The organism is Brucella tritici (genome assembly GCF_008932295.1).
Lineage (GTDB): Bacteria > Pseudomonadota > Alphaproteobacteria > Rhizobiales > Rhizobiaceae > Brucella > Brucella tritici.
This window is the reverse complement of record NZ_WBWA01000047.1, coordinates 1-16,307: the sequence shown is the minus strand read 5'-3', so window position 1 is coordinate 16,307 and position 16,307 is coordinate 1. Positions and strand designations below refer to the sequence as shown.

Genomic DNA, 16,307 nt, shown 5'->3' with positions numbered 1-16,307 from the left:
GAGCCGCACACACAATTCGCTACCATCGCCTCGAAGCTTTCGATGCATGGAAAATTGCGGCCTGTTTCGCCTGAATATCTACGAGCCCCTGGCCTTTCCGGCCAGAGAAACTTAACGTGACAACACCGTTACAGGATAGACAAAAGCCGCGATGATTTCGCCTATCCCATATCCGACGAAGAGGCAGACCGGCACCAGCAGCAGAAGGCTGATGAGAAAAAAGAAGATCGGTTTCAGCATTGTCCCTTACATCCCAACATCAACCAGCTTGTCGAGCGAAAAGCGTTCGGAACTTGCGTCGCAGCGGTGCCAATCCATCTGCGCGTTCGGTTCATCGCGGTGCCCGTAGCACCAGTCCCTTTCATTCAGCGCTACGCCATAAATCCTCATTGATGCGCAGGCGACGACGATCTGGACATCATGGCTTATGCTGTGCAGGCAGATGTCACCAGTCTGGTTGAAGAGCTGTTTGAGCTCATCGTCAGTCTCGGTGGCTTGTGCAAACAGCCTGTCGGCAGCCACGGCGGGACATGCCATCTGCGATCCGATAAAGAACAGGGAAAGTCCGAGCAGCTGCCGGTTCATCGTATTGTCCTTTCATCATGGCGATCAGAAGGCAGGGGTTGCAATCAGTCGTCGATGCCTCGACCGGTCTGCTTGAAGCATTGGGCCAGCCGCGCAGCCACCGCGTTATAGGTTTTTACCTCATTGGCAGGATAGATCAGACGAAAGACACGAATTATGTCGATGCCGTCCGCCGCATTTCGTTCTAGCAGGAGCTTGGTGAAGAAAACATTGCCTTTCCAGTGAGCGGAGACGACGGCCCAGTCCATTGTAGCGCGGCGATAGGTGACGGTGGCGCCAGCGTCGGCAAGGCCGCCAATGAGGGTATCCATGTCCTGCTCGAGGACATTGTAGCTGCCCCAGACCGCCAGTTTTGCGCCCGACTTGCCGGTGAACTTGCGGCCGTCGCCATTATCGGCCTCGGGCTGAGCAGTCAGAAGATCTGCCGGATAGCAGATGGAGTAACCGAAGCGCAAATTTTCATAGACATCCCATTGATGGACCGATGCCACAGCTGGCATGCACAGGAATGAAATGGTTAAGGCTCCGGCAAAGGGTCGTTTCAAAATACTCATCCTTCTCTCCATTCGATAATCGCCTTCGGGAGCTGAAGTTCCGTTCAAATGAAATGCACCATGAGCGCGGCGCTAAGCCCGACAAGGACGCCACCGCTAACCTTCGGAATCCAGTCAGCGAAACCGGAGGAGGCAATGCGTGGCGATGCGAAGGAGGCGATTGCCACAGATGCAAGATCGCCGAGCGAGAAAGCTCCGTTCACGATGATACCAAGCAGCAGGAACTGAAGCCAACCGGGCATCGCTCTTTGCGGATCGACGAATTGGGGCAGGAACGTCAGAAAAAACAACGCAGTCTTCGGGTTGAGAATCTCGACTACGATGCTGTCGCGTAGAACGCGTCTGTGCCGCGAGGAGATTTCGGTTGCTTCGTTTGCGACGGAGGCAAACATCATCCTTCCACCCAGCCACAACATGTAGAAAGCTCCCGCCAGCCGCAGGAATGAATAAAGTACGGGGGCATGGTGCAGGAGTGCCGCCAGCCCCGCAGACGCCGCCGCTATATGGACATAGCATCCGAGGTGAATACCGAGGGCTGCCATCAAGCCAGCTCTTTGCCCGTAAGCCAGGGTTTGCGCTGACATATATAAAATGGCCGGACCCGGCATGAAAGCGAACACCAGTGTGGCAAGGACGAATGGTATCCAGGTTTCCAGCAACATGCTGCCGATCTCCTATCTCCCGCCGAGAAAGAATGAACCAAACTTTATTCATCATGAGAAACGATTTATCATCATGCTATTCATGACGATCTGAGGTGAAACGGTGTTTGATATTGTACTGTTGCGGACCTTCGAGGCAGTCGCCAGCCTATCAAGTTTTACAAAGGCAGGGCAGCAACTCAACTTGACGCAATCCGCCGTAAGCGCCCATATCCGGCGGCTGGAGGAGCAGGCGGGAAACGTTCTTCTCGAACGCAATACCCGCACGGTGGCACTGACCCCACAAGGACAGGCGCTGCTTGGTTACGCAAAGGCGATCCTGCGCCTGAGCGAGGAAGCGCGGACACTAATGAAAGGCAGCGCCAACGCAGTCCATTTGCGGATTGGCACATCCGATGATTTGACGAGCACCTGGCTGCCATCTGTATTGAAGAGGTTTCAGGACTCTCGTTCGGGGCGAACGCTAGAGATCCAGATTTCCAATACAAACTCTTTGCTGGGAATAATGGATAAGGGCGAACTTGACCTGATCATCGGTTGTCGATGCCGTGGCGACCAGTCCGGTATTCATTTGTGGAACGAGCCCCTCCGATGGGCAATCGGAAAGACTTCGCTCGAAGCTGGAGCAACCGTCCCGCTCGCAGTTTTTCCTGAACCGTGTCCCTATCGGGATGCTGCTCTTGTCGCGCTGGCTGCAAAAAACTGTAAATGGCTGATAATAACCATCAGTCCCAGTCTCGGCAGTTTGACGGCATTGGCAGCAGCTGGGCTCGCGGTCACACCATTGAACTCGAGTTCCATACCCGCAAAACTGCAGACGGTTGACACCAATGAGCTGCTGCCTTCGTTGCCCGATGTTGAATTTGTTGCCCACGTCAGGCCCGGTCTGTCTGAAGAGAACAGTCTACTCACGCGCTCAGTCATTGACTGGATCACTATCAACAGGCCGAAATCGACTTCATAGCTGGCGCACAATTCCAATCTAAGCTGGGCTTTTGCGTCCAATTTCATCTACGTGAGCAGTCCGCGCAGGTTTCCGTCTCGACCTGAACGCGAGGAGGGGATGCCAGAAACATGAAGAGGTTCATTAACGCCGACGTTGATGGGCCACCGCTTACAGTCCGGCAATGAGCATTATTCCTGGGACGGGCCGCAAGCGATCATATCAATTGAGGGTGGGGCTTTCCGCAAGAAAGGAGGACCAAACGATGAACGTGGAAGAATTGGCCAGAAGGGTATTTCTAAGTCAGCCCTTCAGTCAGTATCTGGGCGCGGAACTCGTTGCTGTCGGTGATGGCAATGCAAATATCTCTCTGATTATCCGCGAGCATCATACCCAGCAACATGGCTTTGTTCATGGAGGCGTGATCAGCTATCTGGCAGATAATGCGCTGACATTTGCAGGCGGGCTCGCTCTAGGCGGTGACGCGCTTACCTCTGAATTCAAGATCAACTTTGTTCGACCTGCCAAGGGCCGTATATTGCTTGCAAATGCCTGGACATTAAGCAAAGGGAAGCGGCAAGCTGTGTGTCAATGCAAGATTGTTTGCGATGCGATACTGGTGGCGGTCGCTCAGGGAACGATTGTTGCAGCTTAAGCGTCCTTCAGGGCTATTTTGCATGTAGGTTCATAAGTTAAGAAATCGCCCGCAACAATGCGAAACGTGGCTATTTGAAGATAGTTTATTATATCGAATGGGCTCGGTTCCATCTATGTAGGGCTCTTGTTTCAACAAGAGCCGGTGTAATGAGCATTGATAATTAAAAGGCGATCTAGACTGGCAATTTGGAAGTGGAGCTGCATGAACCCGTTGAATTGGCCGTACGGTTAATAGCTCCTAGTCAGCGTGCAGCAATAGCCAGTGGCCCTAGGCTCGTTATAGTCAGATCGATTGTTCGTCTGGTCGGATCCTGTTATGTATATCCCGTTGACATATCCCATTGGATGCACTAATTACATCATATCGATATGGATAGAACTAGGAGTGGCGCAGATGGAGCAGGGAGCCGTATTCCAGAGCAACCGAAGCCAAGCTATCCGCTTGCCAAAGGCCGTAGCTTTGCCTGCTGATGTGAAACGCGTCGATATTGTTGCTGTGGGGCGCACTCGAATTATAGCACCCGCTGGTGAGGTCTGGGACAGCTGGTTTGATGGCTTAGAGGCGACTTCCGACTTCATGAATGAGCGTGATCAGCCTGCTTCACAGGAACGCGAGGCGTTTTAATGCTGAAGTACATGCTGGATACAAATATATGCATTTTCACGATCAAGAACCGGCCCCAGCAAGTGCGCGAGGCCTTCAACCGCTTCCACGATCAGTTATGCATCAGCTCAGTCAGTTTAATGGAGCTGATTTACGGGGCGGAGAAGTCTGCCCATCCTGAGAAGAACCTTTTAGTCGTGGAGGGATTCGCAGCTCGTCTTGAGGTGTTATCGTATGACGAACCGGCAGCAAACCATACAGGCCAATTACGTGCCGAATTGGCCCGAAGTGGAACTCCAATCGGTCCATACGATCAATTGATCGCTGGCCATGCTCGCTCGCGTGGATTGATAATCGTTACAAACAATCGTAGGGAATTTGATCGTGTTCCTGGCTTGCGAGTAGAAGACTGGACTGATTAATCCCTAACGTATTCACGACATTCATTGATAATCCAAGATGATGTATTACTGTCCACATCACTGACGGGCCGTGGGCTCAATTCCCATCAAGGCGAGCGGTCTGCGCTCCATCGACACATGCGTTTCCTGACTGGCAATCAGCGCATCACGAGAGTGTCAGAATAGCTGACGGGTCGATTCCGTTTTATACGACGAAAGCTGTTTTGATATGCCCGGCCTTTCACCGCACAATAGATCAGAGCCCAAATAATCTTCGATCGATCAACCTGCAAATCATTTGATAAACGGTACTACTCTTGCGCTTCTGCGGATGATAACTACTGTCAAGGATCATCAGTTGTGAAAATGACATGACGCAAAAAACGGCGACCTTGAAGGATGTAGCAGCATTAGCAAAAGTCTCACGCGCCACTGCTGCTCGTGCGCTCAACAGCTACGGTTATGTTGGTGATGAAACGGCTCTAAAAGTTCAGGCCGCCGCCGAGAAGCTCGGATATAGAGGCAATCGACTGGCCCAGGCTTTGCGCAGCGGTCAACTTCCGATTATCGGTTGTGTTCTCGGCGATATACAAAATCCGTTCTTTGCAAAAATTGCCCATGATGTGGAAGTGCTGGCGCGCGAAGAAGGGCACAATCTCATCATCGCCAGCAGCGAAGAACAATTGGAACTGGAAAAATCCTTGCTGGCGAGTTTGCAATCGCTCAGCATTCGAGGCTTCATAGTAGCGCCAACCTCAGCCGAGGATAATCTGCATCTGCAACGTCTGATCGATGAGAATGTGCCCGTGGTGCTGATCGATCGTGCGGCGCAAGGCATTGAGTGCGACAGCGTCGTTGTTGACAATGAAGGCGGCGCGCGCAAGGCCATTGAGTATCTGATCGGAATGGGGCACCAGAATATTGCGCTTTTGCAGGACGATGCGCGCATCTTTACGTCACGCGAGCGTTTCAACGGTTACAAGACTGCGTTGCTCGCGCATGGTATAGAGCCGAATGAAAAAATGATATCGGTCTCGCAATCGACGGTTGAACACGCCATCGATGCGACCATACGCCTGTTCAGTCGCAGAAATCCTCCGACAGCACTGTTCACGGTGGACAGTTTGATGACGCAGGGGGCGCTTTTGGCGTTCCGCTCGATGGGTATATCGATTCCTCACGATGTGTCTTTGATCGGTTTTGACGATTTTAATCTGGCCACTTTTACCGATCCGCAGATCACTGTCGTTGCTCAGCCGGTGTCGGAAATCGGTCGGGCCGCGGGCCGGCTCCTGCTTGAGAAAATCGCGGGGAAAAAGCGACCTCCGCAGAAAATAAGCTTTGAAACCAAGCTGATAGTCAGAGGTTCGGTAAGCCGTCGTTAAGCTGACGACGACCAAAACCTGGCCCTTTAAAAAATTTCAAAAACCCACTTGCCAGAAGAAAATTCTTGTGCGCTAGATATATGTGAGATCGATCTCACATTGTCTCAACGAGTTACAGGCGCAAAACCGGTTCGGGCTTTTCTCGAGGTTTCAACTGCGCAAACGGGAAGGTAGTAATGCTCAACTTCGATAAAGATCGCTTTGTGAAAATACAGGGCGGCGCGGTCGCAATCGCCGACGATGTACGCGCTTTGGTGCGTAAGTTGCTCGACGACGGCCTGGAACGCATTTTCTTCATGGGGACGGGCGGTGTGCAGTTTCTGACCCAGCCCGCGATCGAGCTTGCGCGCAACTCGACGGTGTTTCCGGTTTCAGCGGCATTTTCCGCCCAGGTTGTCCTCGAAGCGCCCGCCGGACTGGACGAAAAGGCGCTGGTTATCCTACCGTCCCTGTCGGGGACGACCAAGGAAAGCGTGCAGCTTCTCGCGTTCTTGAAAAAGAAGGGTGTGAAAACCCTGTCGCTGACCGGACACAAGGATACGCCTCTCGGGCTCGATGCCGATTACAATTTCACGAATTTTGCGGAGGACGACACGTCGTCGGAATCGTTCTACCTGCAGACCTTGCTCATCGTGCTGGCGCTGCTAGCCGAACGCGGTGAATATGCCGATTTCGATGCAACGGTTTCCGAACTGAAGCTGCTTCCCGAACTGCTGGTCTCCGTGAAGGAAGATTTTGAAGCAAGCGCAGCCGCGCTTGCGCAGGAAATCAAAGACGAGAACTACCATATCTTCACAGGGGCGGGATCTGCGTGGCCAGAGGCTCATTATTACGGCATGTGCATTCTTGAAGAAATGCAATGGATCAGGACGCGTCCTGTTCATGCTTCGGATTTCTTCCATGGCACGCTGGAGCTGGTCGAACCGGGTGTCAGCCTGTTCATTTTCAAGGGTGAGGATGCCTGCCGTCCGCTGACGGACCGGGTTGAGAACTTCGCCAAGCGCTACACGGATAAAGTTCGTATTCTCGACGCAGCCGCAGCCAAGCTGCCGGGTGTTTCCGAGAAGACGCGGAGCCTGATTTCTCCAATCATCCTCGCAACCATGCTGGAGCGCCTGAGTGCTCATCTGGAAGTGCTGCGCGACCATCCGCTGACCACACGGCGTTATTACAAGCGCGTCGAGTACTAAAACAGGTCCCGGTCCGGTTCCGCCGGATCGGGTTTCCGTATTCAGACGAATATCAAGAAACAATAGCCAAAAGAGAGGAACTTTGAAATGAAACGCAAGACGTTTTTGAGCACCACAAGCCTCGCATCGCTCATGGTGCTTGGATTGGCCGCAAGCAATATCGATGTAGCCCTTGCAAAGGACGCCGTTGTTGCCGAACCCGATGCTCCGGTCGAATATTCCGGCACGTTGAGCATTCTGACGAAGTTCGGCCTCCAGCAGCTTTCACCTTATTTCGTCAATGCCGCCAAGGAATACGAGAAGCTGCATCCTGATGTAAAGGTTGAGCTTATCCAGGAAAGTGACGATAGCGTAAAGGGCAAGACCAAGGCTCTGGTCGCATCGAATTCCTTGCCGGATATCTATTTCACTTGGACCGGTAGCTGGGGTGAGAACTTCGTGCGCGGCAACCGTGCGGTCGATCTGACCAAGGTCATCGGTCCGGATACGCCATGGGGACAACAGCTTGCCCATGCCGCTGTGAGCGCCTTCCAGTATAATGGCAAGTTATACGGGATTCCGCTTTATCTGGACGCCAAGTTCATGGGCTACAACAAGGCGCTTTTTGCCAAGGCGGGGGTGGCCGAACCGAAGAGTTTCGATGAGTTGATCGGCGCATGTGCTGCCTTGCGCAAGTCCAATGTGGTGCCGATTTCGTTTGGAAACAAAGAGGGATGGCCGGCGGTGCATTTCGCTGGACAGCTTCTCGCCTATAACGTACCGCAAGCAACCCTTGAAAAGGACTTCAACCCGAAAACCGCCGAATATTCGGATGCAGGTTATGTCGAGAGCCTGAAGCAATTGAAGCAGCTCATCGACGAATGTTCGGACGGTGCAGGTACCAACGGCTCGTCCTATGCCTCGGCACTGCAACAGTTCAGCAACGCCAAGTCCGCAATGTACTATCAGGAAATCATCGAATTCGACCAGAGCACAGCCGATGGCGCATTGAAGAAGGAAGACTTCGGCTTCTTTAAGCTACCCGCACCCAAGGATGCAAAGGGCGACGTCAAATCGATCGAAGGCGCGCCCGAGGGCTACATGATCAATGCGGCATCGAAGAATGTTCCGCTGGCCATCGACTTCATGAAGTTCATCACTTCTCCGGAAAACGGCAAGGTTCTGTCGGCGCCGCCTTATGGGCAGCCCAGCGCCACTGTCGGCGGCTATTCGTCCGAGAGCATGAACCCATCTGTCGTTGAAGGGCTCAAGGTTATCGCGGATTCGTCCTATCTGGTGCCGTGGCTCGATACTGCAAACCCGCCGCGCGTCGCCGCTGCCTGGCTTTCAAGTCTGCAAGCCCTGATTGGTGGTTCCATGACACCGGAGCAGGTTATGGAAAAGGTGAAACAAGCAGCAGCCTCTTCCAAATAAGGATGTTGTCGGCCGATGACTGTCATGAAGCGTGAATATAAGGGGGAGGCCGCCAAAAACGGCGTCTCCCGACCGGACGGGTCCGAATTGGACAAGTCCGGTTTGCTGGCGAAGCTGCTGTCGTTCCGTTGGGTTCTGATCGCGTTCGTTCTGATCTTGTGGTTTGTTTATTATCCAATCATAGACAATTTCATCGTCAGTACGACAAATCAGGATATTTTCACGGGTGAAACAGCCTTTGTCGGTCTGGATAATTATCGGCGTCTGCAAGACGATCCGGTAATATGGACGGCAATTCTCAACAACACGCTTTATGCAGTCATTTCAGTTGTTTTCCAGGTTTTTGGCGCATTCGTGCTTGCTGCGATCATTGAAGGTTTGCAACAGGAAACCTGGCGCAGGTTCTGGCGCGCCGTCTATTTCGTACCGTCGGCGATTTCGATCACCGTGACGGGGCTGTTATTCTACTTCATTTATCAGCCCGATATCGGGCTGCTGGACTCCGCCTTGACCCATCTGGGGCTGGGCGCCTGGTCTCGCGCATGGTTGGGAGAAGAACAGACCGCGACCTATGCAATCATCGCAATGAGCCAGTGGCAGGGCTTCGGATACTCGACCTTGTTGTTTGCCATTGCAATCCAGAAGATCCCGCGCGAACTCTACGATGCGGCGATCATGGATGGCGCCGGTATGTGGCGCCGCTTGTGGAACATCACCTTTCCGCTGACTCGTGAAATGACCGGCCTCATGGTGATCGTTACCATCACCGGTGCGTTTCAGGTCTTCAACGAAGTCATGGTGATGACGGGCGGCGGTCCCAACAACTCCAGTCAGGTGCTTGGAACATGGCTTTACCAGCAGGGCTTCATTGAAAACGATTTCGGTTATGGCGCAGCCATCGCATCGGTAATCTTTATCATTACGTTGCTGGCGGGCTTCGGACAGCTTTGGTACACAAAGAGACGGAGGGTGTATCTATGAACGCCTCCTATCAGACACGCGAAACGGAACGCACCGATTTCGTGCAGCTATTGGCCAGGGTCTGTCTCGTGACCTTTCTGATCTGCCTCGGTATTGTGGTTATCTATCCGCTTCTGTGGATGGCTTTGAACGGCTTCAAAACCAATTCCGAGATATTCGGCGAACCGTTTGCGCTGCCGACGGACTTTACGCTCGATAACTACATCGCTGCCTGGAACCAGGGCATCAGGAACTATATTGCAACGAGCATCATCGTCACGCTGGTTTCGGCTGTCTGTACGGTTTTGATAAGCGCCTGGACCGCCTATGGCCTGACACGGTCGAAACTGCCGGGCAAGCCTTTCTTTGTCGGCCTAGTGCTTGGCGGTCTGATGTTGAGCCCCACGGTCGCGGTTATTCCGCTGGTGCGGATCATGCAACAGCTCGGTCTCTATAACACCTACTGGGCGCTTATCATACTCTACACGGCATTCCGTATCCCGTTCACCACCTTCCTCATTCGCGCCTATATGTTGGGGCTTCCGCGCGATCTCGACGAAGCGGCGGTGATGGACGGCGCAAGCGAGGGCCAGATTTTCTGGCGGGTGACCTTGCCGCTTTGCAAACCGATCCTCGTTTCCTGCGTGATCCTGCACGTTCTTTTTGCCTGGAACGAATATCTCTTCGCCATGATCTTTACCAGTGGCGCCGATGTCCAGACCCTGCCAGTGGGGTTGACGTCCATTATGGCAAAACACGGAACAAACTATGCCGTTGTCTTTGCCGCAATGACATTGTCCGCACTCCCAATCCTGATTGTCTTCTTCGCCGCACAGCGCTTCTTCATACGCGGTCTGGCTGAAGGCATCGGCAAATAACGGAGCGAGAAATGTTAAGATGTGAACAGTTGATCGGTGCGAATTTCTCCTTTCAGCACCATCCCTTCCAATGGGTTGCCGGGCAACTTCGCCAGATGGGTTTCAAACGCATGGAGCTTTGGGGGATAGCCCCCCATCTCGATCTGTTTCATGGCAGCCCGGCGCGACTGGCGGAACTCCGCTCAATTCTCGGCGATAACGGGATCAGTGTACATTGCTTCACACCCGAGCAGGTCCTGTATCCGGTCAATATAGCCTCGGGCGACAGGATCTATCGCGAGAAGAGTGTGGATTGCTTCCTGCGTGCAGCTGATATCAGTGCCGAACTGGGCGCGAGCTATCTCTTTTTGACGCCCGGTCGTGGCTTTGAATGCGAGAGCCGCCATCTCGCCTGGGCTCACTCCGTTGAATCCTTGAGCAAAATTGCTACGCATGCAGCCGGCCTTGGTATCAGATGTCTGCTCGAACCCTTGCAGCGTCTTGAAAGCAACATCGCCAACAATGCCGCCGATCTCGAACGGCTTTGGCGGGACCTGAATACCAATAATGTCGATCTGGTCCTCGATCTGGTTGCGATGGCTGCTGCCGGAGATCAGATCGGTGGCTATATGAAGCGATTTGGCAAGCGCCTTGCCCATATTCATATCGTTGACGGAACTCCGTCAGGGCACCTTGTCTGGGGCGACGGAAACCTTCCACTGGACGATTATCTTGCCGAAATCTCTGACCATTCTTTCGAGGGTACTTTGACCTTCGAGCCCTTTGGCAATGGTTCGTATGCGCTGGACCCGGCTGCGGCCTGGCGGCGCTGCCTTGATGCAATCGCTCCTCATTTTGATACTGCGGAATGATGATGAAGAACGCAAATCCCAATCTTATTGCCGTCGGTGACAATTGTCTTGATGCTTATCTGAACAAGGGTTTTGTCACGGTTGGCGGAAACGCCCTCAATGTCGCCGTGCAATGGAAACGGCTTGGATATGGTGCCCGCTATTTTGGCGCCCTGGCTCCCGATCAAGAAGCCGATATCATGCTTGGCATTATCGATGATGCCGGACTGGCGCGTGATGACGTTGAAATTCTGCAAGGAAAATCAGCGGTTACGCTGTTGACCGATGATGCAGGCGAAAGACATTTCCTGCTTGAATCTCTGGGCGTCGGCGAGAACTACATTCCGGATACACAGCGATATCAGGAATTGCTCTTTTCCGACTGGACCCATCTTGGGACCAATTCCAGTGAAAAACTGGTGCGCAAGCTGGTGCAAGACGGGATCGGGTTCAGCGTGGACGTCTCGACACGGCATTTCGACCTGTCGCTTGAAGGTGTCCCGCTTGTCTTTGCGTCGGGTCCCGACGATCCAGAAGAGCCGGTGGAGCCGTTGATCGCGCGCTTCAAGCAGGCTGGCGCGCAGAAGATTGTCGTGACCTGCGGAAAGCGCGGTTCATTCTACGACAATGGAAGCCAATTGTTTTCGGCAGGCTCGGTGCCTGTAAGCGTGGTGGATACCTGCGGTGCCGGCGACAGCTTTATCGCGACCTTTCTGACGGCCCATTTCTTTGAAGGTTATTCCGAAGAGGCGGCACTTCGTCAGGCAGCTATCCGCGCATCCGAAACCTGCACGCATCTTGGCGGTTTTCCGCAGCGCGTGCAGCCCATCCCGCAATGGCTGCTCAGCAAATACGATGACGTCATCGCAACAGCGCAAAAGGTCTGAATATGAGCATTATTAAAATGCGACCACCCGTTGTCGCCGCGAAACAGGACCGTTCTTTCTGGCTGCAAAGCATCAGCGCTGACAGGATCGCCGCGCCTCTCACCGGCGACGAACAATGCGATATTGCAATTGTTGGCGGAGGATATGCCGGACTGTGGACGGCGCTGCGGATCAAGGAACAAGCGCCGCAGACGCGTATCACGATCCTGGAAGCGGATTTTTGCGGTTCCGGCGCATCGGGACGCAATGGCGGGCAGGTGCATAGCTGGTTTGCCGAAATCGACATGTTGCGCGACCTCGTGGGCGATGACGATGCGCGCATGCTGTGCCAGGCGACATGCGATGCGATCGACGAACTGAAAGCTTTGCAGGATCGCGGAACCATCGACATGGATCTGCGGCTTGACGGTTGGCTTTGGACGGCCAGCTCTTCGGCCCAGGAAGGCGCCTGGTCCAAGGCTTACGATCTCTGTCAAAAATCCGGATCTAATCCATTCCGGACATTGAGTGCAGAAGACATCGAACGCCGCACCGGTTCGAAGGCTTCTTATGTCGGTATCGTGGAAGACCGGGCAGGCACTGTCCAGCCGGCAAAGCTTGCTCTGGGCCTTCGCCAGTTGGCTCTTGCGAGGGGAATTGTCATTCATGAGCAAAGCCCCGTCCTGGAGATCGTCACAGGCGAGCAACCGAAACTTCGAACGGCACATGGCACGCTTTCCGCCGCGAAGGTCGTTTTGACCATCAATGCGTGGGCTTCCGCAATCCCCGAATTGCATCCATATCTTTATGTCGTGAGCAGTCAGCTCATCGCGACGGCACCTGCGGAAAATGTGCTCGAACGCATCGGATGGATCGATGGCGCTTCAATCTGCGATGCGCAGCATCACGTGCTCTACTATCAACGCACGCCATCCGGTCAGGTTGTTTTCGGACGGGGAACAGGCGGCATCACCTATAAGGATCGAATTGACGCTCGTTTCAACCGCAGCGGTGATGGCGGCGCTGACAATATCCGGGAGCTTCACCGGGTTTATCCTCAGCTGAAAAATGTGCCGATCCTTTATGACTGGAGCGGTCCGATCGATTGCACTGCACAACATCTGCCGGTGTTCGATCATCTCAAGCAGCATCCCAATATTTTTTATGCTCTCGGGTTCAACGGCACCGGCATAGCCCAAACACCGGTTGCAGGCCGCATCATGGCGAGCCTCGTCTTGGGCCGGACGGACAAATGGAGCCGGTGCGGACTGGTCGGGATCGAAAAGCGGACCAAACTTCCGCCCGAACCTGTGCGCTATCTAGGAGCCAGAATCGTCCGCCGAGCTATTCGGAAAAAGAACGATGTCGAAATCCTCAATCGTGCCCCAGGTCTCATAACAAGGTTTCTGGCAAGTCTGGCTCCGTGAGCGAACGAAACCACCGCGCGTAGAATAATAAAAGGAACGGGAACGATGGCCGACCTGTCGCTGAAGAACATACGTAAATCCTATGCCAACCTGGAAGTACTCCATGGCATCGATCTTGATATCAAATCGGGCGAATTTATCGTTTTCGTCGGACCGTCCGGTTGCGGAAAGTCAACTTTGCTGAGGTCAATTGCCGGGTTGGAAACAATCACATCCGGTGATCTTGTCATCGCCGGGGAGCGCATGAATAATGTGGCTCCATCCAAGCGCGGTATTTCGATGGTTTTCCAATCCTACGCACTTTATCCACATATGACCGTCTATGAGAATATGGCTTTTGGTCTCCGTATTGCCGGCGTGGCAAAGACCGAGATCGACAAACGCGTTAAAAAAGCAGGCGAGATTCTCCAACTCAGCGATTATCTGCAGCGCTTGCCAAAAGCCCTTTCCGGCGGACAGAGACAACGCGTTGCGATCGGCCGCGCAATCGTCAGAAATCCACGTGTGTTCCTGTTCGACGAACCCTTGTCGAATCTTGATGCAGCCTTGCGGGTTGCAACACGTATAGAACTGGCGAAGCTCAAACAAAGCATGCCCGATATCACAATGATTTACGTCACGCATGATCAAGTGGAAGCGATGACACTGGCTGATCGCATCGTCGTGTTTAAAGACGGACACATCGAGCAGATCGGCACACCCGTCGAGCTCTACAGAAAGCCCGCCAACCTTTTCGTGGCCCAGTTCATCGGTTCTCCAGCCATGAACATACTCGCGGGCACCATATCGGAAGCCATGGGACGCAGTTATACTTGTCATCTTGATTGTGGGACGAAACTTGCCCTTGAAGCCAGCGATGGAACTTTCGCACTCAGTGATAGAGTTAGCCTTGGAATTCGACCCGAGAATACCAGGATTGCCCACGACAAAACTGATGGCCCGGTCTTTTCTGGTGTCGTAGATCTTGTAGAGCATCTGGGCGAGGCGCAAATCCTTTATATCGACATGGCTGGTTCCGACACCAAATATCTGATCAAGACCCCTGAGGAAGTGGATGGGAGGTTATCAAATAAATTAACATTCACGGCCTCGACAAAGGACATGCATATCTTCTCCGCCAGCGGAACAGCGGTTCCGGCTCAGGTCATCTAACGATTTGAGTGTTAAAATTGCGACGAATTCCATGTAGCCGCGCGTGTCGATGGTTGCACGCATTATCAGACGAAGAGTGATTATGCCGGTAATGTAGCCCGGCGTGATCACGACGGAGTTGTACAGCTTTTTCTATCACCCCCTGTTTTTGTTGGTGATGGCCTTTTAACGCTAGATTGTCAGCGGCCTGACCGCCGGTGCGGTAAAAGGTTAGGTGGTCTGAAACCCGGACGTGGGAAACGGGATATAATTTTGGCTGTAGGGCGAAAAAATGCTGCATATAGATGTGACGTGAAATCGTCGCGTCTCCTCTAATCCGGCGTTGCAATCATCTTCGAGTGGTTGGGATTTAATATCCGTTGCTGCGTCAGCGACGGCCGACTGTCGATTGCGCCGTAATAGCGGTGAACTTCGTTAACAGCGAGGAAGCCGACTTACGCATGCAAACACAATCTTGCGACGTGATTCCAATGGCTGAGGGGTGGTCATGAGACGGGACGCGCCGTTGGCACAAAGGGTCAGTAAATACTTCCAAAGACTTCAAACCGGAGTTCAGCAACACGTAGTGATTGGTGGCAGATCAAATGTTTGGAACGAAACATGCTAGGGCGCGCGAGCGCCGACTAACTGTTCCGGTACGCTCTTTGAATCGCTTCATCGGTTAGCCCGATGAAGCGTTTTACGCAGGTTCACGAAGTTCCTCGATGTTCTTGACTGGCAATCTGGAAATGCATGCGAGGGCAGATGCTTTTGGCAAATTGAATGACTTTTTGTTCTTGTCTCAAGTGGGAATGCGTAGTTCGATGTTAGCATCAATTCGAGAGCCCTTTGCATTGAGTTCGAGTTCTGGTATGAATTGTTCACACCTGATATGATGCATTGCTAAAGGAAGAAGAATGGCCAATATCGAAAAACGCACGATTAGCCTTCCTAGTGAGCAGGCAGCTTTCATCGAATCCAAAGTCAAGAACGGTGATTACGCTTCAGTCAGTGAGGTTGTGCGTGCTGGTATTCGAGCATTAAGAGAGCGGGATGAAGTGATTGAACGGTGGTTAAATAATGCGGTTTCTGCATCTTACGATGCGATGAAATCAGATCCATCCCGTGCGGTGACCGTTGATTCTGCCTTTGCCTCAGTTCGTAATCGACATGCTGAACGCGTGAAAGTTCGCAAGTGATCTGCAGATCCGTAGTCTTGTCCCCGGAAGCGGAAACGGATCTGGTGGCTCTTTATGATTGGATAGCCGAAAGAGCATCGCCTGATACCGCACTTGGATACATCGATAGGCTCGAGAGCTATATACGCGGCTTCGACTACGCTTCTGAACGTGGCACTTTGCGGAACGATATACGCGAAGGGCTGCAAACCGTTGGGTTTGAACGCAGAGTAACGATCGCGTTCAATGTCACTGCGCAAGAAGTTATTGTGCTTGGCTTATTCTATGGTGGCCAAAATTGGCAGGAAGCCTTATCTGAGCACTGAAACCGTGATCGTCGTTCTTGACTTTTACTCGGCATAAGAGGGGCTTGATGCGGATACTGATGATCTTGACTTTGAATCAGAAACAGAAATGCGTTACTCAATTTGTTCCGCTTGCCCAGTTCAGGGCGTATCGAGTGAATCGAAGCTGGCCGCTGCGTGTCAACGCCCCTTTGTCGACCAGGTCCTGCAAATCGCGGGTGGCGGTGGCGCGCGACGTGCGGGTGATGGCGAGATAGTTGTCCGCGCTGAGGCCACCGATAAAGCCATCCGGTCCCGCCTCGAACAGACGCGCAATGACTTTCTCCTGACGAGGATTG

19 protein-coding genes and 1 pseudogene are annotated in these 16,307 nt (G+C 53.1%); 15 read left to right on the top strand and 5 right to left on the bottom strand.

The window, feature by feature from the left end; translation table 11 throughout:
- Window positions 1-111 precede the first annotated feature (111 nt).
- The 4 genes from F9K91_RS26620 to F9K91_RS24645 are packed head-to-tail and all read right to left on the bottom strand — an operon-like array spanning window position 112 to window position 1,801.
- A complete protein-coding gene (locus F9K91_RS26620; protein ID WP_268891700.1) occupies window positions 112-240 on the bottom strand; it encodes a hypothetical protein in 129 nt (42 codons plus the stop codon).
- A 6-nt stretch (window positions 241-246) separates the two neighbouring features.
- Window positions 247-585, bottom strand: coding sequence for a hypothetical protein (locus F9K91_RS24655; protein ID WP_151653773.1), 339 nt, complete (start codon window positions 583-585; stop codon window positions 247-249).
- A gap of 44 nt (window positions 586-629) precedes the next feature.
- Window positions 630-1,139, bottom strand: a complete 510-nt coding sequence (locus tag F9K91_RS24650; protein ID WP_151653775.1) for a hypothetical protein — start codon at window positions 1,137-1,139, stop codon at window positions 630-632.
- A 44-nt stretch (window positions 1,140-1,183) separates the two neighbouring features.
- Window positions 1,184-1,801 (bottom strand): LysE family translocator, encoded by a 618-nt coding sequence (locus tag F9K91_RS24645; RefSeq protein WP_151678988.1) that lies wholly within the window; start codon window positions 1,799-1,801, stop codon window positions 1,184-1,186.
- A gap of 103 nt (window positions 1,802-1,904) precedes the next feature.
- Here F9K91_RS24645 and F9K91_RS24640 point away from each other — a divergent pair, with 103 nt between their 5' ends.
- The 15 genes from F9K91_RS24640 (at window position 1,905) to F9K91_RS24570 (ending at window position 15,990) form a co-directional block, all read left to right on the top strand.
- Window positions 1,905-2,765, top strand: a complete 861-nt coding sequence (locus F9K91_RS24640) for a LysR family transcriptional regulator (protein WP_151653779.1) — start codon at window positions 1,905-1,907, stop codon at window positions 2,763-2,765.
- Between the two features lie 244 nt (window positions 2,766-3,009).
- Window positions 3,010-3,399 (top strand): PaaI family thioesterase, encoded by a 390-nt coding sequence (locus tag F9K91_RS24635; RefSeq protein WP_109989665.1) that lies wholly within the window; start codon window positions 3,010-3,012, stop codon window positions 3,397-3,399.
- Window positions 3,400-3,795: 396 nt separating this feature from the next.
- Window positions 3,796-4,026 (top strand): type II toxin-antitoxin system VapB family antitoxin, encoded by a 231-nt coding sequence (vapB, locus tag F9K91_RS24630; RefSeq protein ID WP_078341299.1) that lies wholly within the window; start codon window positions 3,796-3,798, stop codon window positions 4,024-4,026.
- The gene (gene vapC, locus F9K91_RS24625) at window positions 4,026-4,427 is read left to right on the top strand and encodes a type II toxin-antitoxin system tRNA(fMet)-specific endonuclease VapC (RefSeq protein ID WP_151653781.1); all 402 of its coding nucleotides are present in this window, start codon (window positions 4,026-4,028) and stop codon (window positions 4,425-4,427) included. Before vapB ends, vapC begins: the two co-directional genes overlap by 1 nt.
- Window positions 4,428-4,777: 350 nt before the next feature.
- A complete protein-coding gene (locus F9K91_RS24620) occupies window positions 4,778-5,791 on the top strand; it encodes a LacI family DNA-binding transcriptional regulator (RefSeq protein ID WP_151665614.1) in 1,014 nt (337 codons plus the stop codon).
- Between the two features lie 176 nt (window positions 5,792-5,967).
- Window positions 5,968-6,981, top strand: coding sequence for an SIS domain-containing protein (locus F9K91_RS24615; RefSeq protein ID WP_151665613.1), 1,014 nt, complete (start codon window positions 5,968-5,970; stop codon window positions 6,979-6,981).
- Between the two features lie 87 nt (window positions 6,982-7,068).
- Window positions 7,069-8,394: an ABC transporter substrate-binding protein gene (locus F9K91_RS24610; RefSeq protein WP_151665612.1), complete on the top strand. Its 1,326-nt coding sequence runs from the start codon at window positions 7,069-7,071 to the stop codon at window positions 8,392-8,394.
- Window positions 8,395-8,409: 15 nt separating this feature from the next.
- A complete protein-coding gene (locus F9K91_RS24605) occupies window positions 8,410-9,375 on the top strand; it encodes a carbohydrate ABC transporter permease (protein WP_151665611.1) in 966 nt (321 codons plus the stop codon).
- Window positions 9,372-10,232 carry a carbohydrate ABC transporter permease gene (locus F9K91_RS24600; protein WP_151678987.1) on the top strand — a complete coding sequence of 287 codons (861 nt, stop codon included), beginning with the start codon at window positions 9,372-9,374 and terminating at the stop codon, window positions 10,230-10,232. The genes F9K91_RS24605 and F9K91_RS24600 overlap by 4 nt, the downstream gene beginning before the upstream one ends.
- Window positions 10,233-10,243: 11 nt before the next feature.
- Window positions 10,244-11,083, top strand: coding sequence for a sugar phosphate isomerase/epimerase family protein (locus tag F9K91_RS24595; protein WP_151678986.1), 840 nt, complete (start codon window positions 10,244-10,246; stop codon window positions 11,081-11,083).
- On the top strand, window positions 11,080-11,949 hold the full coding sequence (locus F9K91_RS24590; RefSeq protein WP_235913435.1) for a PfkB family carbohydrate kinase: 870 nt from the start codon (window positions 11,080-11,082) through the stop codon (window positions 11,947-11,949). The genes F9K91_RS24595 and F9K91_RS24590 overlap by 4 nt, the downstream gene beginning before the upstream one ends.
- Window positions 11,950-11,966: 17 nt before the next feature.
- Window positions 11,967-13,355 (top strand): NAD(P)/FAD-dependent oxidoreductase, encoded by a 1,389-nt coding sequence (locus F9K91_RS24585; RefSeq protein ID WP_235913433.1) that lies wholly within the window; start codon window positions 11,967-11,969, stop codon window positions 13,353-13,355.
- 45 nt (window positions 13,356-13,400) lie between these two features.
- Window positions 13,401-14,507 (top strand): ABC transporter ATP-binding protein, encoded by a 1,107-nt coding sequence (locus F9K91_RS24580; RefSeq protein WP_151678984.1) that lies wholly within the window; start codon window positions 13,401-13,403, stop codon window positions 14,505-14,507.
- Between the two features lie 896 nt (window positions 14,508-15,403).
- Window positions 15,404-15,685, top strand: coding sequence for a type II toxin-antitoxin system ParD family antitoxin (locus tag F9K91_RS24575; RefSeq protein ID WP_109365726.1), 282 nt, complete (start codon window positions 15,404-15,406; stop codon window positions 15,683-15,685).
- Complete coding sequence (locus F9K91_RS24570; RefSeq protein ID WP_151678983.1) at window positions 15,682-15,990, top strand: type II toxin-antitoxin system RelE/ParE family toxin; 309 nt, start codon at window positions 15,682-15,684, stop codon at window positions 15,988-15,990. Before F9K91_RS24575 ends, F9K91_RS24570 begins: the two co-directional genes overlap by 4 nt.
- Window positions 15,991-16,087: 97 nt before the next feature.
- On the opposite strand, the pseudogene F9K91_RS24565 reads toward F9K91_RS24570, so the two are convergent.
- Window positions 16,088-16,307: pseudogene (locus F9K91_RS24565) on the bottom strand (DUF4172 domain-containing protein); the annotation flags it as partial.